Annotated in this window: 10 protein-coding genes; 5 read left to right on the top strand and 5 right to left on the bottom strand. The window is 37.1% G+C overall.

The features are described from left to right. Nucleotides 1-246: 246 nt before the first annotated feature. Nucleotides 247-2,490, bottom strand: a complete 2,244-nt coding sequence (locus NDQ75_RS12875) for a GH92 family glycosyl hydrolase (protein WP_202029451.1) — start codon at nucleotides 2,488-2,490, stop codon at nucleotides 247-249. A gap of 288 nt (nucleotides 2,491-2,778) precedes the next feature. Here NDQ75_RS12875 and NDQ75_RS12870 point away from each other — a divergent pair, with 288 nt between their 5' ends. Then, complete coding sequence (locus tag NDQ75_RS12870; protein ID WP_202029452.1) at nucleotides 2,779-4,125, top strand: family 43 glycosylhydrolase; 1,347 nt, start codon at nucleotides 2,779-2,781, stop codon at nucleotides 4,123-4,125. A 284-nt stretch (nucleotides 4,126-4,409) separates the two neighbouring features. Here the strand turns inward: NDQ75_RS12870 and NDQ75_RS12865 are convergent, their stop codons facing one another. From NDQ75_RS12865 to NDQ75_RS12855, 3 genes are read right to left on the bottom strand one after another with little or no spacing between them, the layout of a single operon-like run. Beyond that, nucleotides 4,410-5,849, bottom strand: coding sequence for a sulfatase (locus NDQ75_RS12865; RefSeq protein WP_202029453.1), 1,440 nt, complete (start codon nucleotides 5,847-5,849; stop codon nucleotides 4,410-4,412). A 5-nt stretch (nucleotides 5,850-5,854) separates the two neighbouring features. Continuing rightward, entirely contained in the window at nucleotides 5,855-8,155 is a 2,301-nt protein-coding gene (locus tag NDQ75_RS12860) for an alpha-L-rhamnosidase-related protein (RefSeq protein ID WP_202029454.1), read from the bottom strand. Continuing rightward, nucleotides 8,148-11,315, bottom strand: a complete 3,168-nt coding sequence (locus tag NDQ75_RS12855; protein WP_202029455.1) for a glycoside hydrolase family 2 TIM barrel-domain containing protein — start codon at nucleotides 11,313-11,315, stop codon at nucleotides 8,148-8,150. Before NDQ75_RS12855 ends, NDQ75_RS12860 begins: the two co-directional genes overlap by 8 nt. A 222-nt stretch (nucleotides 11,316-11,537) precedes the next feature. Here NDQ75_RS12855 and NDQ75_RS12850 point away from each other — a divergent pair, with 222 nt between their 5' ends. From NDQ75_RS12850 to NDQ75_RS12835, 4 genes are all read left to right on the top strand, one after another. Next, nucleotides 11,538-14,846: a SusC/RagA family TonB-linked outer membrane protein gene (locus NDQ75_RS12850; protein ID WP_202029456.1), complete on the top strand. Its 3,309-nt coding sequence runs from the start codon at nucleotides 11,538-11,540 to the stop codon at nucleotides 14,844-14,846. Between the two features lie 10 nt (nucleotides 14,847-14,856). Further along, the gene (locus NDQ75_RS12845; RefSeq protein WP_202029457.1) at nucleotides 14,857-16,326 is read left to right on the top strand and encodes a RagB/SusD family nutrient uptake outer membrane protein; all 1,470 of its coding nucleotides are present in this window, start codon (nucleotides 14,857-14,859) and stop codon (nucleotides 16,324-16,326) included. 98 nt (nucleotides 16,327-16,424) lie between these two features. Further along, on the top strand, nucleotides 16,425-17,840 hold the full coding sequence (locus NDQ75_RS12840; protein ID WP_202029458.1) for a sulfatase family protein: 1,416 nt from the start codon (nucleotides 16,425-16,427) through the stop codon (nucleotides 17,838-17,840). Then, entirely contained in the window at nucleotides 17,837-20,683 is a 2,847-nt protein-coding gene (locus tag NDQ75_RS12835) for an alpha-L-rhamnosidase (RefSeq protein WP_202029459.1), read from the top strand. Before NDQ75_RS12840 ends, NDQ75_RS12835 begins: the two co-directional genes overlap by 4 nt. Here NDQ75_RS12835 and NDQ75_RS12830 read toward each other — a convergent pair. After that, nucleotides 20,658-22,577, bottom strand: a complete 1,920-nt coding sequence (locus NDQ75_RS12830) for an OmpA family protein (protein ID WP_202029460.1) — start codon at nucleotides 22,575-22,577, stop codon at nucleotides 20,658-20,660. The two genes, NDQ75_RS12835 and NDQ75_RS12830, sit on opposite strands and share 26 nt — an antisense overlap. Between the last annotated feature and the right edge of the window lies 1 nt (nucleotide 22,578).

Raw genomic sequence — 22,578 nt, 5'->3', positions numbered from 1 at the left:
CCTGATGTTGTATACTTCTAAATATTTTCATTTTTGTCTTGACACAAAAACGAAACAAAAAAGTCAAGACTGCTTTAAAAAGTATAAAAAAATCTACGGAAACATCCCCCACAGATAAAAAGAACTCGCTACGCTCAAACAGCTTTTTATCTTCTTGCCAACGCCGCTTCCTTGATTTTCAATACTTTTTAAATAGGTCAACTTTTATCGGCATTATTTATATATCCAATTACAGATAAGTAAGTTTTATTCAAAAATCAGTTCGCTTCCGCTGGTGATTTCATTGTGTTGAATATAAGTTCTGTCAAGTTGCTTGCCATTGATTTTCCAAGTGGTTCCTGCATCATTTTTCTGTGAAACTGAAAAGGATTTACCATTGTTCAACTTAACTTTCACCTCATCAAAAAGCGGATAACCCAATTGATATTTTCCATTCGCAGGATTTACTGGATGGAAGCCCATTGAACTCAGCACAAACCAAGCCGACATTTGTCCGCAGTCTTCATTTCCGCTTAAACCATCTGGTTGATCAGTGTACAATTCGTCCATGATTTTTTTTGTCCATTTTCTGGTTTTTTCAGGTTTTCCGATAAAATTGTACAGATAAGCAATATGGTGACTAGGTTCGTTTCCGTGTACATATTGACCGATAAATCCAGACATATCCGAAGGTACATTTTCACCAGTAACATCCGAAGAAACTATAAAAAGAGAGTCTAGTTTTTTCTCAAACGTTTCTTCACCACCCATAAGATCAATCAAAGCGGGAACATCATGTGGCACAAACCAAGTGTACTGCCAAGCATTTCCTTCGATATAATCGGAATAATTATGTGTGGATAATGTTGGATCAAAATCCTTTACCCAATTTCCTTGAGCATCTTTACCACGCATAAACAAAGTTTTCTTATCAAAAATATTCTTGAATGCGTTTGAAGTACGCTTGTATTCTTCAATATCTTCCTCCTTATTCAAGATTTTCGCTGATTGTAGGATACACCAATCGTCATAGGCAAACTCCAAAGCACGGGAAACCGATTTATTGGTGAGTTCACTTGGAATGTAAGCCATCTCCCTAAACAATGGTCTTCCGAAGTCATCGTAATTAGCATTTGCTTTCATTCCTTCATAGGCTTTGTTGAAATCAAAATCGTTTATCCCTTTTTGGTATGCATCCAAAATAACCGGTACAGCGTGGTAACCGATCATGGTAAACGTTTCGCTAGTGGCCAAATGCCATTCTGGCAATAAACCACTTTCATCATAAACCGCCAACATGCTATTAATTAAATCGTTTACCAATTCTGGATGCGTTATGGTAAGCAGTGGATGCAGTGATCTAAAAGTATCCCAAAGTGAAAATAGAGTGTAATTTGTAAAACCTTCCGCAGTATGGATTTCTCCATCGCTTCCAGGGTATCTTCCATCCACATCTTGGTAAAGATAAGGTGCTAAGAAAGAGTGGTACATAGCCGTATAAAAAGCTGTTTTCTTACTTGTATCTGCGTCTGTAATTTCAATTTTTTGAAGGTTCTCCTCCCAAGTTTTATCCGCAGTTTCTTTAACCTGTTCAAAATTCCAATGCGAAAGCTCTGCTTTTAAATTCTTTTTGGCGCCATCGATATCCACCGGAGACAAAGCAACTTTTACCATTAGTGGTTCTTCCAAAGCATCAAAAGTTATTCCGGCTTTGATTTCGGTTCCGTTCCATTCATTTTCAGCAGCTTTATCACCTTTTACTTCTAAAGAACTGAAAGGCTTGGAGAATTCAGCAACAAAGTATATTTTTTGATCGATGAAATGTTTTTCCTTCCCAAATCGCCATCCATGTGTGTGGCGCATTCCCGCGATGGTCGAATCGTTTAAAAGTTTGAATTCCAAAGCCATTACGGTATCATTTGGACGCCCATGTGTTAAGTCTAAAATAACATTGGCTTTTTCCCCTTTTGGATAGTTATACTTATGAAAACCAACACGTTTTGTAGTTGTTAATTCTACATCGATATTATAGTCTTTTAATTTAACTGCATAATATCCTGGCTTGGCAACTTCGTCATCGTGGGAAAATCGGGAACGGTATCCTTCATCTGGGTTTTCTCTCGTGCCAGGTTCGTATTTCAATTCCCCCGTTGTAGGCATCATTAAAATGTCCAACAAATCAGAACGTCCTGTTCCGCTTAAGTGCGTGTGGCTAAAGCCCATTAAAGAACTATCAGAATAGTGGTAACCACTACACCAGTCCCATTCGTCATCGTAGGTATCTGGACTCAACTGAACCATTCCAAAAGGCAAAGCTGCTCCCGGAAATGTATGTCCGTGACCGGAAGTTCCAATAAATGGATCTACAAAACTTGTGTAACGAATAGGCTCTTCTGCTGCGGTTTCAGTATTTTCTGCATTTGATTCTTTACAGGAAGTGGTAATTAAAATAGTAGTAATAATAGGTATAAAAAGAAAATATATTCTTTTTGAGATTAGGTTGATTTTCATTTTAAGGGTTTTATACTTTTATGTATAAATAGGACACCCAAAATAGAAGTTACCCTATATGGGAAAATGTTAAAAAGATCTAGTCATTGGTATCAGTACAGTACAGGATGCTCCTTTTTAGGTGGAACATTAATTTAGTGTTTTTAAAACCATTTCAAAAAACACTTTATGTTTCGTTCGTGTACATGGCTAGCTCTAGCATCTATATTTTTACTTTTTACAAACTGTACTTCTGAAAAAACAACCTCTTCAGATATTACTTATAGCATATCCAATAGTAAACCCAGAATGGATAAAGACAGTGCTATTGTTGATGCTCATGATGGAAGGATTATTCAATTTGAAGGTAAATTTTACTGGTATGGCACATCTTATGGCGAAACAAACGGATTTACTACAGCCAATAAATACTTGTGTTATAGTTCGAAGGACCTGATAAATTGGGAAAAGCAGGGCGCCCTGATACCCAATCAACCAGAAGGTGTTTATTACAGACCTCATGTTATTTACAATAAAAAAACTAAGAAATATGTGCTTTGGTATAATTGGTACCCAAAACTATGGAATGGAAAATTTGGGGTAGCTGTAAGCGATACGCCGCAAGGTCCTTTTAAGATTATTAACGACGATGTACAAATGTCGCGATCCGAGGCAGGACTGGGTGATTTCGGACTATTTGTAGATGACGACGGCACCGCTTACATAAGCTACAACACCATAAATAATCACCAAGTTTCCATTGAAAAATTAGACGATAGCTATACAGGCTCTACTATGGAAAACGGTGGAATTATCGCCCAGCACATGGAAGCAGGTTCTCAATTTAAACACAACAATAAATACTACTTATTAACTGATTACACTTGCTGCTTCTGTAATTATGGCTCTGGTGCTAGGGTTTATGTAAGTAACGACCCACTTACTGGCTATACTTTTACAGGAAACATAAACCGTTATCCTGGCAAAAAAGCCTTAATGCTGAGCGATAGTGTTTCCAGAGGTACGCAATATGAAACGTTAGAAAAAAGACCTTCTGGCTACGATGGCATCGAACTTCAACTTGAAAAGCACAGCTCTGTAAACGAAATTGAAATAAGCCTGTTTACAGGAAACCGTCCAGAAAACTGCGGAAATGTTGAAAATCCTAGAGTTCATCCTGAAATCAACATTCCTGAATTCGATTTCTTTACTTGGCAATTTGATGGTTGGAAACCGCTTAAGGCAGACCTTTTAACCAGAGAATCTTCCGCACTTAACGAATCCATGCGTTTTACCGTAAATATTGAAGCAGACCGAATTAAGGTTGTACCAAAGGATTCCTCCGCAACTACAGCCCTTTACATCAACGAGATTACTTTATTCAATAACCAACAAAAACTTCCGTTTAACGGTTATATCTCCCATAAAAGTATTCCACAAAAACCAATTATTCCAGCGCAACAAACCTACGTAATGAAACTAAACACAAATGCTGGGGAAAAATTTATTTGGATGGGCGATTTATGGGGTTCTGCTTCGGATAACATAAAAGGGCACGATTACCAATACTGGAGCGCTCCTTTGAATTTTAAGGAAGATGGTACCATTTATCCATTGCAATGGACGGATTCATGGGATTACCAACCTAATAAGTAGATTTTATAAACGTATTAGTTTTTTGGCCTGCAATATGCTTTAAATGTATGGCAATGCCCGTTCGGTGTATTGCAAGGCCACTAATTGCACTGCAATATCCTCTAATTGTCCTGCAACACCCTCTAATTACGCTGCAAGCCCCGCTAATTGCACAGCAATATCCGCTCGTTGTATTGCAAGGCCCGCTCATTTCACTGCATAAACTGTTAAAATTTCTTCGCTACAGCATTAAAAAACCCCGTGGCTGTTGCCAACGGGGTATAATAATATTGTATTTTGTGAAACTACTCTGCCGAAGGATTGTATTTGGCATTTGGTTTAGGAAACTTAGCACCTAATCTTTTTAGTTCAGCTTGCATTTCATTATACATAGCTTCAGCCTTTTCTTTATTTTCTTCGGAAAGATCTTTGGTTTCCCCAAAGTCCTCTTTCAAGTTATACAGCTCGTATTTTTCATTTTCATAAAAATAAACAAGCTTCCAATCCCCTTTTCTGTAGGCTGTCGCTGGCTTCCCGTGTTGCGGACTGTAATGTGGTAAATGCCAAAGCAGTCCTCGCTCTTTGTTTTCAAGGTTGAAAATATCTATTCCTTCAGCAGGAAAATCAGTACAACCGGTTAATTTAGATAAGCTGTACACCAAATCTTGCGCTACTACAGGAGTTTCAATTTCTTTTGAAGCAAATTTTCCAGGCCAAGAAACTATTAAAGGCTCTCTAATACCGCCTTCATATAGATACCCTTTTCCGGCTCGCAATGGTCCGTTATCTGTTGGGGGTGTGTGCTTGGCAAAAGCGGGTACTTCCCTTACTGAAAGTCCGCCGTTATCAGAAGTAAAAGCAATCAATGTTTTCTTATCCAAATTTTGGTCTTCAAGCATTTTAATAACTCTTCCCACATTGATATCAATACTTTCCACCATAGCGGCATAATGAATGTTCGGAAGAATTGCTTCGGAAGTGTCCCCTCGTTTTTCAGTATACTTTTTCACCAAAGAATCTTTAGCCTCGATTGGCACATGTGGAGCATAATAATTCAAACTGATAAAAAAAGTACTGTCTTTTTGTTTGGTGATGTAATCAAGCACTTGGTCGGTGAGCACATCTGTTAAGTAATCTCCGTCGTCACTATTATTTTGCAATGCAGGCTTCTCTCCCATTCTAAAAAATGGAAAAAAGAAAGAAGAAGGTAGTCCGTTATAACTTCCCCCAACATTAACATCAAACCCTTGATGCTGAGGCTCAAATTTTCCACCACCAAGATGCCATTTCCCAAAAAAACCGGTGCTATAACCCTTTTCCTTCAATGCTTCTGCCAGCGTTTTATAATCTAAATCCAATTGCTGACTTACAGGAGGTGTTTCCAACATCTGCTTGGGTCCGGCAGGTCTATTTCCATGAATATGCTCTGTAATATTCACCGTTATTGGGTGAAGTCCTGTCATTAAAGAAGCCCTAGAAGGACTACAGAGTGGTGCTGCAGCGTAGGCATCAGTAAATTTTAATCCATTAGCAGCCAAACGGTCTAAGTTGGGTGTTTCAATGAAAGTATTTCCATAAGTCCCAAGATCGTGCCAACCCATATCATCGGCTACTATCATAATAATATTAGGTTTACTCTCTTGAATTTCTTCAATTGAAGATTCCCCTTTTGGAGTTTCTTTACAGGAAAGAAGCAACAGTGTTGCTGATAAGCAATAAAAAATTGGATGTTTCAAGTAATTCATAGTAATTATTTTGCAATTATTGTATGGTTACCACTTTCTAACCACAGCTCTTGGCTATCAGCAGTTATCTCTTTATTATCTAAAAAAGTTGGTGTCCATTCCTTCGGAAGAACAACTTTGGTGCGACTTCCTTCGGGAACATTAACGGATAGTTGAAGATTTTCAGTTCTTTTAATTTCAACATCAATCTGTCCTTGAACGCTTGCTACACTTGCCGACACCTCTTTTAATTCTCCCAAATGAGGCTTCACCATAAAAGTTTTATATCCCGGAGTTATTGGACTTATCCCAGCCACATATTGAGAAAGTAGTGTGAGTCCGCCCCCACTCCATGCATGATTTATGGTTCCTCCACCAAAACCTTCTTTTCCAATGCCCCAACCTTCCCAAAGCGTAGTGATGGTTGGGTGATTCACCATTTTTCCAAATCGTTCTTTTAGTCTTTTTAAGGCAAAACTATCTTTCCCCATCAAGAATAACGATTCGGCAACGTACTTTTCCATGTACGGACTCGCATGTTTTTCAGCTTTTAAAACCTTGTAGATTGCATCAAATTTATCGGTATCTGCCAAACCAGAAACTACTGCCAACGTCTGGGAACGGTCGTCGGTTAAGCCTTTGTAATCTCGGGAACGGTATGCCTCTCCATTCCAGAAAGCATCGTTAAAACTCTTTTTAAACACCTTCATTTTAGCAGCAATTTTTTGAGCTTCTTCATCTTTTTTCAGTGTTTCTGCTAGCAAATGCAATCCCTTTAAAGCGAGGTAATATTGAGTATTCATTAATAAGGGAATGTCTTTATTGCTACCCCAATCTCCCCAAATCCATCCACCTTGTCTAACTTGTATCGTACCATCATCCTTTAATTTGTACAACGACAAGTATTTTTTTATGGGCTCATACACTTGTTGGATGGTAGCCGTGTCTCCAGTATGAAGAAAATAATTATAAACTCCATAATACCCAACACTGGCGAGCATTTGCCCAGGCAATTCTTTATCCCAATTACCGGCCGGAACTGGAGAAAAAATAGTACTGTCTTTTCGTTGCCAGTTTAGCAGTTCCAAAATTCCCTTTTGGGTAAGTGCATCTGCTTTTCTATCCAATGCATAAAAAGATTCTCCGCTTTCCAATACAACATCTCCCCACCATTGAGCTCGTTCCCTATCGGGGCAGTCCATATAAGTATCCCGCATAGTAATGTATAAAGTACGCCTTGCTTTTTTCCAAAGCTCATTAAAAAAAGGATCTTCACAAGAAAAGGCACCTGCAAACTCAGTATCATACCCTGTCTCCCTGTATTTTAAATCCAAAACCTCAATCCCCTTAGGAATATAATAATGTACGTTATGTCCGTTAATCCAACCAGTAATTTCAAATTCTTGAACGCCTGGCTTGCTAATATAAACCGCCCTAATATTGGGGGTTCCGCCTCCTCGGTAATTATCGGTTTGAATGTGGATGGTATCTTGCTGCGTGGCTTTTATTTTTAAATACGGACTCACTTGTGCATTGTAAGGCAGCTTCATTTTTAAAGTATCCCCTACACTTTTAAACGGATATGAAAGTCGATTTTCATATTCTTTCAAGCCAAAGTCTTTCCAGAATGGAATAGGTCTTTTTACTAATTTATTCCAAGGCGCATCCCCATATTTACCTATAATTTTTGCTGATTGATAGGAAGAGGTATCAAAATTCTCGTTTACAAAAGAAAAATCACCTTTATTGGCATCAAATAGAATATTACTTTCTGCAAGTCTGTAATTAGGATGCGGACCACTGGTCATTCCAAATGAAGGATGTTTCCAAGCTTTCCAATTTTCATCAGAAGAAATATCCAATTCATTCCATTTCAAGTCAAAAATAAGGCCTTGTTTACCGCTGTTATTATGACTAAAACCATGCTTACCAAAGAATTGAGTTAAAATAGCGATTACATTTTTTCCTTTCTTTAAGTACGGTTTTAAATCCAAGCTGTCGTAATAAGTGTCGTTTGGATTCGGACCGCGTTTTAATCCGCCCATTCTTACCACCATTTTTCCATTTACCCAAAGCCAGTACTTAGAATCTACTGCTAAATTTGCCAAGGCGCTTTCAGGTATTTCTTTATCTATAACAAATTCCCGTCTGTAAACAGCCCATTGGTTTATAGTATCTTTTGCACTGTTTGGCGCAATCCATGAAGCCGTTTCCCAAGAATCTTTTGTTTCCGAAGCTTTATTTGCTACTTTTCCCTCCTTGGTTTGGCACGCGAATGTTGAAAACAGCGCACAGAAAACAATTATATATGTAAAAAATCTATTCATTGGTATTGGCTTTTAAAATAAATTCATAATGATAAACATCTGCAGGCAAGCGAAAAGGTTCATGTGGACGGGCGTCCATACTCCAACTATTATCTCCCCCAACTCCCATTTGCTTATAATCAATATTTAAAACATTAAAATTGTTCAACGGTAAATCTTCAATACGGGTAGCTTCCTCCAGTTGATTTTGCGTGTAAGGCCAAACACTAAAATTTATTGCATTATTGAACGCTTCAACTTGTAATAATGTGTTTTTTCCGTCGCTAAGTTTCGCCCAGTAAACATCTGTTTTATTGCTGCTCTCTTGCGGACGAACATAATAGACGAAATCTGAAACGTTTTCTTTATAACGGCCAATAAAAGACCCCGATTTTTTATCAGCATACGTTTCATAAGGTCCTCTACCAAACCATTCTAAATCACTTAAGCTTTTAGCAACCGGTACTTGCATTCCCACTCGTGGCAAATTAGGCAAATCTGGTGAAGGTTGCATCGTAAAAGACACTTTTAACGCTCCTGAACCATTAAGATGATACTTAATTTCCAAACTCATTTTTTTATCAGGAGAAACATGTGTAGTTTCTACGACAGTACCCTTTTCTGAAGAATAATTAGTAAATCTTTCAAGCGATAAGCTATCTACCATGGTTTTCCAAACACCCATGCGTTTAGGAACTGAAGCCGCTAAATCGTTATCAGTTGGTGCTCTCCAAAAATTAGGTTTTAATGCTCCTTTCAGCAGTTCTTTTCCTTTTTTCTCCCACCCGCTCAAAAAGCCTGTTTTAGTGTTAAAGGCAAATTTTAATTTATTTTGTTTAATAAAAAGGGTGTCGCCAAGTTGAGAAATTTCTGTTTCAGATTCCGTCTCGTCATTTTTCAACAAAGGCTTATAAACAAGTGGAAATTGTTCTTTGGCAATTTCAAATCCTTTTTCAGCCCATAACTCATCCTTTTTAAGCACGTAATAAATATTGAAAAAATAGCGTTTGCCCTCTTTATAATTTACGGAAGGCATGGAAATCTTTAATTTACCTTTCTTGCCTGGAGCAATACTCGGTGCGTTCATCGTACCGTTTTCAACAGGCGTTCCATCTTCTGTAATTTCCCATTTAATACCATACGTATCCAAATTAGTACGGGAATGCCGATTTGTTACTGTAAAAATTCCTTTATGTAAACTATCTGCCTCTGTGTGTATTCTTTGCCATACATATTTAGCTTGCCACCCACCTGATTTAATTTTTCCATCTGCGGAAATAAGTCCTTTTTGAATGGGCAACAAATCATCGAGTTCTTGGTTAAAATCTTTGCCATACTTCCAAAGTTCTTTATCACCTTCACTTGGTTTTGAGATTAATTGATCTCTCCAATCCCATACAAAACCACCAACTAATCGCTTGTATTTATAGATGGCATCCCAATATCCTTGCATATTACCTGTGGAATTCCCTTGAGAATGAGCATACTCACACCAAATAACGGGTCGGGTATCATTGGGTTGCGTGGCGAGGTCAATCATATCATCTGTTAAACGGTACATCCTGCTTATAATATCCGTGTAGATTCTATCTCTTGGTTCTGGCTTAGGCCAATTATAACCATAAATATTTTGAGCCCCTTCAGCATGAATAGGTCGGGTTGGATCAAACTCTTTTATCCATGCAGAAAGTGCCGCATGATTTGGACCAAACCCAGCTTCATTACCCAATGACCAACTTATAATGCTAGGATGGTTTTTGTCTCTTTCCACCATATTAATCCCTCTTTCCAAAAAAGCAGTATGGAATGCTGGTGTATTACTTGGTAAAGACCCCAAAGCGTGGCTTTCTATATTGGCTTCGTCCATCACATAAATACCATATTGATTGCACAATTCGTACCAATAAGGAGGATTTGGATAATGGGAAGAACGAGACGCATTTACATTGAGCTGTTTCATCAACTTAACATCCCTCTCCATCGCTTCTTTAGTCACCGCCTTTCCAGTGGTTGCATCCCAATCGTGACGGTTTACCCCGTATAACAATACGGGAACTCCATTCACTTTAAACTGTCCATCGGAAATATCTATTTCCCTGAAGCCAATCTTTTGGCTACGTGCTTCTATCAATTTTCCCTTTTCATCCTTTAGTTCCAATATGAGGGTATAGAGATAAGGGTGTTCAGCAGACCATTTTTTTGGAGAAGGAATGGTTCTCTTCATTAAATTATTAAAAGGACGGTTCCCAATTTGTGGGTAATGCTCGTTCAATATTTTTTTCACTGAAACTTGAAAAACACTATCCAAAACAGGCTCGTTATCCTCATCATATAACAAAGCTTCTAAATTCCATCCATCTACATCTGATTGTTCATACTGCTTAATTTCTGGACGTATCTGTAATTCAGCATTGGTATAACTTTCGTCAAAATCGGTTCTAACTTCAAAATCGTATAATTGAACCATAGGTGAGGCATCCAAGTAAACATCACGGGTAATGCCACTCATTCGCCAATGATCCTGATCTTCTATGTAGCTACCATCGCTCCATTGGGAAACCTGAAAAGCAATTAAATTTTTTCCTGATTTTAGTTTTTTGGTAATATCGAATTCTGCAGGCAATCTATTATCTTCACTATAACCTACATATTCTCCGTTGACCCAAACAGATAAAGATGAAGAAGCTGCACCTACATGTAAAGTAATCTGCATTCCGTCCCAATCTTTCGGCAAAGTGACCCATTTTCGGTATAGGCCTGTCGGGTTGTAATCTGTTGGAATATTTGGAAAAGGAACATTTTTATCTTCCCATATTTGCGGAGTAAGACGTTGCCAAGGTTTACCATACCCGTGCAATTCCCAGTTTGATGGCACCGGTAAAGTTGCCCAATTTTCATCTGAAGTTTCCAATTCAAAAAAATTGGAAGGCACATCGCTTGGAGAATTTTTAAAAAGAAATTTCCAGTCTCCGTTTATACTTTTTCTTCTTGAAGACTCCTCTCGATTTGCTTTTAAAGCTTGATTTAAAGTGGAGTATGAAACCGAGGTCGCTTTGGCCGGAAGTTTATTAATTTTTGTGACATTTGGATTCTGCCAAGGAACTTCGGATTGGCAAATCCCAATAAATTGAACAAAACCAAACACATAAAGAGACAGGTGTATTTTAAAATTCTTCATCATTATGCAATCTTAAGACGATATTTTAAAAAATGTATCCTGTACTGTGCTGAAAACCCATCCCATCTGTTAAATCCCATAATTATACAGTACAGTACAGGATGGTTTTAATTCAAGTTCCCATTATTATTGTCATCGATACTAACAAATTTTTAAAAAATTCACTTCTATTTTACGAATGCTAACAAAAATTGTATGATTTTTTAAACAAAAACAAGCTAAAAAATGTTCAAACTATTTAACAAACTAAAAAATGACATTCCAAAACCATTCAAAATTGTTCTTTTTATGGTTTTTGGATTGCAAACGTATGGACTTTACGCGCAAACTTCTATTAGCGGCCAGGTAAAAGACCCCGGAGGGGTGCCGCTACCAGGAGTGAATATTCTCGTGAAAGGCACCACAAACGGATCTCAAACTGATTTTGATGGAAACTATTCTATCGACATTCAGGAAGCGGAGGGGACTTTGGTTTTTTCCTACGTAGGTTTTTCTACACAAGAAGTAGCTGTTAATGGTAGGAGTACCATTAACGTGACCATGAAAGAAGATGTTACTGCATTAGAAGATGTGGTAGTTATAGGTTATGGCACACAAAACAAAAGAGATCTTGTAGGTTCTGTAACCCAGCTTGGGGCCAAAGACATTGAAGATTTACCTTTAACTTCAGTAGATCAAGCTCTTGTAGCCCAAGTTCCTGGAGTACAATTTAGACAAACCGGTAATCCTGGTGCAGGACCTCAAATACTTATTAGAGGTATTAGTTCATTGGGTAACAATGCTCCTTTGTATGTAATTGATGGAATTCCATTGACAAACGTTACCAATAGTAGTGACAACTTTCTATTAAACTATGTGAATCCAGAAGATATTGAAAATATTTCAATCCTTAGAGATGCCAATGCTAAAGCAATCTACGGAAATAGAGGATCCAATGGAGTAGTAATAATTACAACCAAGCAAGGAGAAAAAGGTAAAACAACGTTTAACTTTAATAGCTATACTTCCTTGGATTGGGTTCAAGATTTTGATAAACCCAATAACCTGAATGCTTTAGAATTGGCTACTTTCCAAAAGGAAAGATTAGATGATAGATATATTTTCAATGGTGGCTGGGGTGGCTTAGAGCAAGCTCACTATACCAGGTTGCAAGATTTCATATCTAAGGCACAAAACGACACCGACCTTGCCAAGGGAACTAACTGGTTCGATGAAATTACACGAACTGCTGTCACACAGGATTATTATTTATCTGCTCAAGGGGGCTCTGAAAAAATAGTATATAGCCTATCTGGTGGTTTCAGGGAGCAGGAAGGTGTTGTAGTTGGAACAAAATTAAAACGTATTACACTAAGAGCAAACGTAGAATCAGATGTAACAGACTGGCTTAAGGTAGGGATGAACATTGCGCCTAGCTTTGTAACCAACCAAAGCGCAGACACCGATCCAAATTCTGGAGGCTACAGTGCTTATTCCGCAGTAAATGCAAGTATGTGGGTAGATCCAACGGCTTCCGTGTACGATGAGAATGGAAACATTAATCCCTCTACTTTTGGGATTCTATCACGACAAGACTTCGATGGAAATCCAGTTCCTTTTGGTTCAGGATTATTTTGGGCAAGATCTCCATTGGCTTCTATACGCTTTAGAGATCAAGAAAGTAAAACTAACACTTTCAATATTGCATCTTTTATTGAAATAAAGCCAATGGAAAATTTAGTCTTCAAGACGTCGGGGTACCTTAATTACCGATACAGAAGAACATTTAACTACACTCCTAAAGAACTACCGCCAGATGGCTTAACACCACCTGTGACAGGTAGAGAAAACAGTTCATCAAGTGTGGGAATGGAAGAAACATCAAATTTTATTTTTGATAATCAGTTAACCTATACAAATACCTTTGCTGAAAAACATGACTTAGAAGCCACATTAGTATCCTCTATTGAAAGACGTTCGGGTGAATTTTCTTCTTTAAATGCAGTAGACTTTATAGATGAAGAGTTTATATACCCCAATTTTGGCAACACAGATCCTGGAAATGTTAGTAACTTTACTGGAGGTTATGGTGACAGTGAACTAAATAGGTTAAGCTTTTTAGGACGGGTTTCATACGACTACGACAACAAATATTATATTGGAGGCAGTTATAGGCTGGATGCATCATCCCGATTTAGTTCTGAAAACAGATGGGGTGATTTTTATGCCTTTAATCTTGCGTGGAGAATCTCCGAAGAGGCTTTTTGGGATCCTATTAAAAACACCATCTCTAACTTAAGAATTGAAGGAGGTTATGGTATATCCGGTAATGACGCCAATGTTAAAAACTTCCAATACCAAGGTAATATTGGAAGTCAGAATTACATTTTTGGAGGAGCATTATTCCCAGGTTATGGATTAAACGCCTTACCAAACACGGCGCTTACTTGGGAACAAAGTGAGGAATTAAACTTAGGTCTTAATATTGGATTGTTTAATAAGTTTAATCTTGAACTTAATTATTACGATATCTCTTCAGTTGGTTTTCTTGGAAATACACCCATTCCTACTTCTACCGGTCTAGGAGGGATCATTGATAATGTTGGTAGCATTTCAAATAAAGGTTTTGAATTGGCACTGAGCACTGTTAATTTAGTAAATACTGAAAGTGGATTTAGCTATAACTTTAACGTAAATGTTAGTACCAACAAAAACGAGGCTATAGACTTGCCAGATGATGAAATTTTCATTGGTACCGCAGGAAATGGAACAAGTTTTGCCGTGATTAGGGAAGGAGATCCTATTGGAATTTTTAGAGGTTATAATGTTACTGGATTTTATTCCCAAGAAGACCTTGACAATCCAGATGTTCCAAAGTACCCAGAAGCTGTTGTGGGAGCTCCTAAAATTCAAGATGGCGATGGTGATGGTATCATCGAATTTAGCCAAGAGGATTATGTAGATCTTGGCGATCCCAATCCCGAATTTACTTACGGTATGCGTCACAATTTTGCATACAAAAATTTCGATCTTTCTATTTTGCTAAATGGTGCAACGGGTTTCCAAATTTACGATCAAAGAAGTCAGCAAATGCATAATCTAGACGGACAGTTTAATGTAGATCGGGCTGTACTGACAGATAGGTATAGACCAGGAGTTGAACAAGATATCGTTATCCCTGCTACACCAAATTTACCAAACGGGGCTGTCATAGAAGCAAGACCAGAAACCCCTTTAAATAGTATTTCCATCCCTACAACAAAACAAAATACTACAAAGTATTGGAGATCACCAAATTCTTACCACATAAAAGACGCAGATTATTTGTGGGTAAAGAACATTACCTTAGGGTATAATATTTCTGGAGATGTCTTTAATGAATTTATCTCAAGAGCAAGAATATACACAAGTATTCAAAATCCTTTTGTATTTTCTAAATATGACTTTGGAAGCCCAGAAGTCCAAAAAACATCAGACAACTTGGTTAGAGGTGTAAATGAAGGAAGCTACCCGAATTCGGTAACACTTACTGTTGGATTGAATTTAACATTTTAAAAGAAATACTATGAAAAAAAGTATAATATATACAGTTTTAACTTTAGGTATTTTAACTTCGAGTTGTAATACAGACGATTTTTTAACCTTGGAACCTTCTAATTCCAATACTGCTTTAAGTTTTTTCAATACTGAAAAACAAATTAATGAAGGTGTAACCGCTATCTATACTTCCCACCGTGGAATTTACTCAAACCAATGGAAGTTTGGAGAGTTCCGTTCTGATAATACATCGTACCAAAGGAATGAGGCCGACCGCGGGGGAGCACGGTTGGAAGAAAACGATGAGTTTACAATGAGTGCTGACAATGGTAATATTTCCCAGCTATGGAATGGTTGGTATGGCGTTGTGTTAGATGCAAATAATATCATAAACAACATTCCCGAGGTAGATTTTAATGATTCTGCTTTAAAAGATGCAAGGCTTGGAGAAGCCTTATTCTTTAGAACATGGGCCTATTTTAACCTAACCCGTAATTTTGGCGCGGTTCCATTTGTTACTTCAGTAGCTTCTTCGCCAGAAAACGCCGTGAATGATGAATTTACCACCCGTGTGGATAAAGCCGAAATACACGCAGCAATTATGGAAGATCTTGAAAGAGCCATAAGTTTTTTACCTAAATCATGGTCTCCTTCAGATGAAGGTCGTGTAACACAGGGCACTGCTTTAATGTTAAAAGCTAAGATTTTGATGGAGGATCAGCAGTTTTCTGAAGCAATTGCGCCACTTAGGCAAATGGAAACATTAGGATATCAAATTTTAGCTGATTACAAACAAAATTTTGACCCATCCAATAAGAATAGTGCTGAGTCTGTTTTTGAACTTCAATATTCTTTTGATCAAGGGCAACCATCTAACTTCTTAACTTCTTTCGTGCCGTTTAACTCCGGTAGCGATTTGGTTATATTTGGTACTGCAAGTGGTAGAGCAGGTTTAAATCAACCAACACAGGATTTAATAAATCTATATTCAGAAGAAGATGCTAGGTTTAGTGTAAACATTGCTTTCTATGGTGAAGGTGATGCGAGCGAACCTTATATTAACAAATATTATTATTTACCATTAGCTCCAGGGCAACAAGATATTAACTATCCTGTATTTCGCTATGCCGATGCTAGATTAATGTTAGCAGAATGTTTAGTGGAAACTGGCGACATTACTAGTGGTTTAAACATCGTTAACAATGAGATTAGACCTCGCACAGGTCTTACGGAGACGGTTGATGCTACTTCCAAAGAAGAAGCTTTAGAGAAAATTGCTATTGAAAGACGTCTTGAGCTGGCCTTTGAAAATCATCGATGGTTTGATTTGGTTAGAACTGGAAAGGCCGTTGAAACTATGAAGGCTCATGGAGACGATCTTTTGGCTCTAAAACCGCATTTAACGCAAGGATTGGAATACGAAAATATACGAACATTATTGGCTATCCCTTTCAACCAAGTACAACAATTTGGATATGAGCAAAATGCTGGGTGGTAAATATCCCTATAAACTGAAATAACTTAAAGGGGATGTTGGCAAAGCAGCAACTAATAATGATGCTGGATTTTTTGACATCCCCTTTTAATTTTCATATTATGAAAAAAACTCAAAAATTATTTTTATTAATTTTAGCTATTGCATTTATTTCTTGTTCAAGGTCTCCAAAAAAAGAACAATCTTTAGAAGTAAAAAAAAGACCTAACATTATTTTTTTACTTTCTGATGATCAACGGGCAGATGCTATTGGTTTTGCTGAAAACGAAGATGTCCAAACACCTAACATTGACAGGTTGGCCAAGGAGGGAACCTACTTTAAGAATGCCTATGTAACCACTTCTATATGTGCAGTAAGCAGAGCCAGTATCTTAACAGGACAATATGCTAGAAAGCATAAAATTTGGGGGTTTCAAAAGAATTTTTCAAAAGAACAGCTTGAGAACACCTATCCGCTAATTTTACGTCAAAATGGTTATACTACCGGATTTATTGGTAAATATGGTGTTGGACATGCACTACCAAAAGAAGAGTTTGATTATTGGAAAGGGTTTGCCGGGCAGGGATCATTTAAACAAATCAATGAAAAAGGTGATTCAATCCATTTAACAAAAAAAATAGAAGGGCAAGCCATAACTTTTTTAAATTCTCAAATAGGTTCAAACAAACCATTCTGTCTATCTGTTAGTTTTAAAGCTCCACATGTAGAGGGAGACCCAGGGTACTTTCTTCCAGACGAGTCATATACTAACCTATTCAAAGATGCTAAATTAGCGGTTCCAGAAACATCAAAACAGGAATTTTTCAATCACTTTCCAGATAACTTCACAAAAAACAATGTAGCCAGAAACCGCTGGGAGGACCGTTTCAAAACGGCTGAAATGCAGCAGGAAAACATAAAAAAATATTATGAGTTAATTTATGGCATAGACACGGCAATTGGAAACATCCTGAAATCACTTAAAGAAAATGGACAAGATAAAAATACCATTATAATTTTTTCCAGTGATAACGGCTTCTACCTTGGGGAATATGGCTTTGCTGGAAAATGGTACGGCAGCGATCCTTCCATACGAGTCCCACTAATAATATATCATCCAGAAAACCAAAATTTTAGGAGTAAAATTATTAGTAAAATGGCCCTAAACATAGATATCGCTCCTACCATCCTTGGATTTGCAGGAATTGAAGCCCCAAAAGATATGCAGGGTAAAGACCTACGAGAGCTCATTGAAAATCCTAATATTTCCTGGCGAAAAGAATTCTTTTATGAGCACCTATGGCAATCTTCGCCCGCATACTATATTCCAAGCACAGAAGGTATAGTGGATGGCAATACTAAATATATGCTCTATTTCAAAAATCGTGATACAGCCTCTGTCGTTTTCGAAGAACTTTATAAATTAAATGAAGATCCGAACGAAACTAACAACCTTGCCAATAACAATAAATTCATCGATTTAAAAAGGAAACTAAAGCGCAAAATGGCAAAACTAAAAATCAATGCTTCAAAATGAGATTATGCATTATTTTACTCATGCTCCTATATATTGGTTGCTCTTATAACGAGCAAACCATTAAGATTTATGATTTAACAACAGAGTATCTTAAAAATCCAATAGGTATTGATAAACCACAGCCAAAATTTAGTTGGAAATTAAAAGCTTCAGAAAACAATACTTATCAATATGCTTATCAAATTCTTGTGAGCACAAATTCTCTGAATTGGAAAAACTCTTTAGTTTGGGATAGTGGAAAAAAAACTTCTTCCAATACCTTAAACGTCAAATATCAAGGAAAACCACTTAAATCCAATGAAAAATATTATTGGAAAGTCAAAGTATGGAGGAATAAAAAGGAAGCTGCAATCTTCAGTAAGACCTCCTTTTTTCAAACTGGAATGTTATCTGAAGACGACTGGAAAGGGAATTGGATTTCGAACAAATTTTGTAATGTTTCCAATAAAAGAGAGCCATTTTCCAAATATGACGATAGCAGACCATTTACATCAGAAGATACTTCTGCCGTTTATCTTCAAAAAGAATTTGTTACAAGGCAAATAAAAAAAGCTACAGCCTATATTTCTGGATTGGGATATTATGAAATGTTTCTCAATGGTGCACGTATTGAAAATCATGTTTTGAATCCTGTTTTCACGGATTATCAAAAAAAAATAAAATACAATGCATTCGATGTTACCCACTCTATTAAAATTAACAAAAATATTATTGGAGTTATTCTTGGAAATGGATTTTACAACCATCAAGAGCGAGATCTTTTTCAAATGGAAAAATCCAACTGGAAAACACCACCAAAATTACTTTTTGAATTGCATTTAGAATACAACGATGGCTCCATTAAAAAAATAGTATCTGATGAGTCATGGAAATGGAGTTATGGTCCAATAGTTTACAATAGTATTCGTGGCGGAGAAACTATTGACGCTAGAATTGATTTTAGCAATTGGACTATGAACGACTTTAACACCAAAAATTGGGCTCATGTAAAAACGGTTCCGTCTCCTATTGGTAAAATTACGTATCAATATATGCCACCACTGCGGGAAACAAAACGCTTCTCTCCAATTAATTCTTGGCAAGTAGGAAAAGACACAACAATATTTGATTTTGGTGAAAATATCACGGGATATGCCAAAATTAAAATTTCTGGTTCCAAGGGGAAGCTCGTTAACATTCAGTTTAATGAAATACTCCGCAAAGATAGCACTTTGAACATTAAAAACAGTTCCGGACATACTTGGGGCAGGTTTCAACATGGCAAATTAATCTTAAGCGGAAAGAAATCAGATATTTTTAAACCTAGATTTACCTACCACGGTTTTCGGTATGTCCAAATAACTGGAGCACCCAAGGACAGTATTAAAAATATAGAAGCTCTTTCCGTCCACACAGATCTAAAAAGTATTGGAACATTTGAGTCATCCAATGAACGGTTAAATGAGTTGAATTCCGCCGTTCGCAGAACTTTACTAAACAGTGTACATAGTATGCCAGGTGAAGAACCTACCCGTGAAAAGATGGGTTGGACCTTTGACGCCGGAATGGTAACAATGGAGTCCTACCTTATGAATTTTAATGCTATTAATACTTATAAAAAATATCTACAAGATTTGATAGATTCCCAAGAAGAAAATGGGCATATTCCTCCTATTGTACCCACCAATGGCTGGGGACTTTTAGAGAAAACCGAAAAAGGCAATGACACCATAATTCGCTATGACGATCCGTGGTGGGGAGGAACAATCGCATTTGTAGCTGAAGAACTATTTCGATTCACTGGAGACACTACGATAATAGAAAACAGTTTTGAAGCTATAAAAAAATACTCTGATTTCGTGCGCTCTACAGCAAAAAATGATATCGTATATTGGTCTTTAGGTGATTGGTTGGACCTAAAACATAATCAAAAAGGGTGGGGTCCTGGATTAACTCCTGTAGAGCAAACTTCTACCGCAGCCTCATTTTACTTATGCAATATAGTTGCAAAACATGCTGAGATTTTAGGAAAGCCGGAAATCTACAATAGCTATAAAAATCATGCTAATAGAATAAAAAATTCTTTCAATAAAAACTTTTTAGATCAAAAAACAGGTTGGTATGCCAAAAATAGTCAAACTGCACAGGCACTTCCTTTATTTCTGGACCTTGTTCCAAAGAATGTAGAAAATCAGGTTGAGAAAAGACTATTGGAAGCCATAGAATCAAACGATTATCATACTTCTGTTGGTTTTGTAGGAGTTATTCCACTTCTAAAATATTTATCTGAAAATGGTCATCGAGATATAATCTATAAAATGCTAATACAGGAAAAAAGTCCAGGATGGCTTCATTTCGTACATGATGACAAAAGTACAATGGGAGAGAACCTAAATTCTGAAGGTTACGGCACTTCCCATCATCCATTTGCCAGTAATATTGGATTCTATTTGTACTATTATTTAGGAGGAATTTCACCCCATTTTACCACGAAAACAGATTTCAATATTACTCCTGGTCTCGATACTGAATTACAATGGGCAAAAACTTCATATAAATCTCTAAAAGGTACTGTTTCTGTTCATTGGGAAAAAAGTGGTAATGCAACAGACCTCACTATTACAATTCCCACTAATTGTAAAGCAAAAGTAAAACTTCCCAAAAGTTTTAAAATCATAAAACCACTTCTCCCTTCATCAATAGAGTGTGAAAATTGGAACGAAGTAATATTGACTTCTGGTTTTCATGAAATAGCATTACAAAAACAAAAAGGAGTGATTAAATTTCAATCTACAAACAAGAAAATGGATACATTTGTAAAGTACAAATTATGTACCCCTACTCCCCCAACTGGTTTACAATAAATTCACTTCGGCGGTTGAGTTGATGCTGATCGGCGGAACAATTGCTGTTATTCCCGCAATTATTTAAAAGTTCGGTTTCGCCGTATCCCCTCCCCGACACACGATTGGCGGATATTCCTTTTTCAATGATATATTTTTTAGTAGCTTCAGCACGTCTGTTGGAAAGTTCTTTGTTGTAACCATCGTTCCCACGACTATCGGTATGCGAACGCACATCTATCGTTAACCTTGGATATTTATTCAATACCGTTACGATTTTCTGCAATTCTACCTCAGCATCAGGTCGGATTTTAGATTCATCAAAATCAAAATAAATAGTTTCAATGCCTAGCATTTTTGCAAGATCATCGCCTGGCAATACATCAAAAGCATTTCGTTCTAGGTAGAAATCATTGGTAACCTTTGTCCCTAGATTTTCTACTATTGCTTCTTCGGTATCATAATTTTCTTTACTTGCCCTTATGGTATTTGCCAAACGGTTATCTATTTCCATCGTATATTCCCCATTGGCGTCGGTCGTCACTTGTTTTTGTACATTCAAATCGGTATCCAAAACACTTACTGTAGCTCCCCCTATAGTTTCTCCGGTGGCCTTATCATACACTGTTCCTGAAGCTTCAATTATAAATAATTCTAAAATATCTTTATTCTCCACGAAAGAGTAAATGTCGTCGTAGCCTTTTCCACCAGGTCTATTGGAACTAAAATATCCTTTTTTGGTATCTGTGTTTATAAAAAAGGCAAAATCATCGGTTTCAGAATTTACCGGCTTGCCTACATTGATAAGCGGTAAAAATCCGTTTGAAGTAATTTTTGAATAAAAAACATCGTAGCCGCCCAAACCAAAATGACCATCGGAAGAAAAATAGAGTTCATTTCTTTCTGACACAAAAGGAAAAGACTCCCTTCCTTTGGTATTTATCGTTGCTCCAAGATTCTCTACTCTACCCATACTTCCGTCCGGATTAATGGCAGCCATAAAAATATCGGTGGCGCCTATGGATTCCGGTCGGTTGGACGTAAAATATAATTTATCTTCCGACGGACTCAAAGCCGGATGGGCCGTTGAGAAATTTTCCCCATTGATAGAAAGATCTTCAATTTCTTTCCATTCGCCATCTATATTCTTTGCCCTGTAAATCTTTAGTTGCTGCAATTCATCCTTGCCTTTTTTTCTATCTTTCTTCTTATCGGTACGGGTGAAATACATCGTTTTGCCATCCTTGGTAATTACTGCTGAATTTTCATGCAAACTGCTATTAACTTCTCCCTGAATTTTTTCGATTTTTCCTTCTGAAATGGAAGCCGAGTATATATCCAAAAATGGCAGTCCGTCCCAACTATTCGTCTTCTTCAAAACCGTCCCTGTATCCCTAGTGGAAGCAAAATATAATTTTCCATCATGAACCGAACTTCCAAAATCGATACCTTTAGAATTACCGCTCCAAGATTCCATGGTATACCTTCCTGAATTTTCTTCGATAATAGCTCTATAATCGGCTGCTGTTTTAATTTCTTTGGAAGTTTCACCAAGTCTTTCCCGATATTGATTGTAATAGGAAGCGGCTTCTTCATTTTTACCAGAAGCTTTTAAAGATTGTGCGTATCGCAAGAGATAAATGTTCTCGTAACTATCTGGATAGCCTTTAATTAATTCAGAGTACCATTTTTCAGCTTCTTCATAGCGGGCATTAAAATAATAGGTATTCCCTAAGCGCGAAAGCAATTCTGCAGAGCGATACCCTTTTTTGGCAACATCAAGATAAATCTCATTAGCATCGATAAAAGCCAATGATTTATATTCCTTGTTTGCTCTTTTCATTTTTTTCTCCTGTGATAAAACCATGGAAAATGAGCATCCTAAAAATACCAATGTTAATAAAAACCCTTTCATA

This window comes from Galbibacter mesophilus, assembly GCF_023721415.1.
Taxonomy (GTDB): Bacteria; Bacteroidota; Bacteroidia; order Flavobacteriales; family Flavobacteriaceae; genus Galbibacter; species Galbibacter mesophilus.
This window is presented reverse-complemented; position numbering and strand designations above follow the sequence as displayed.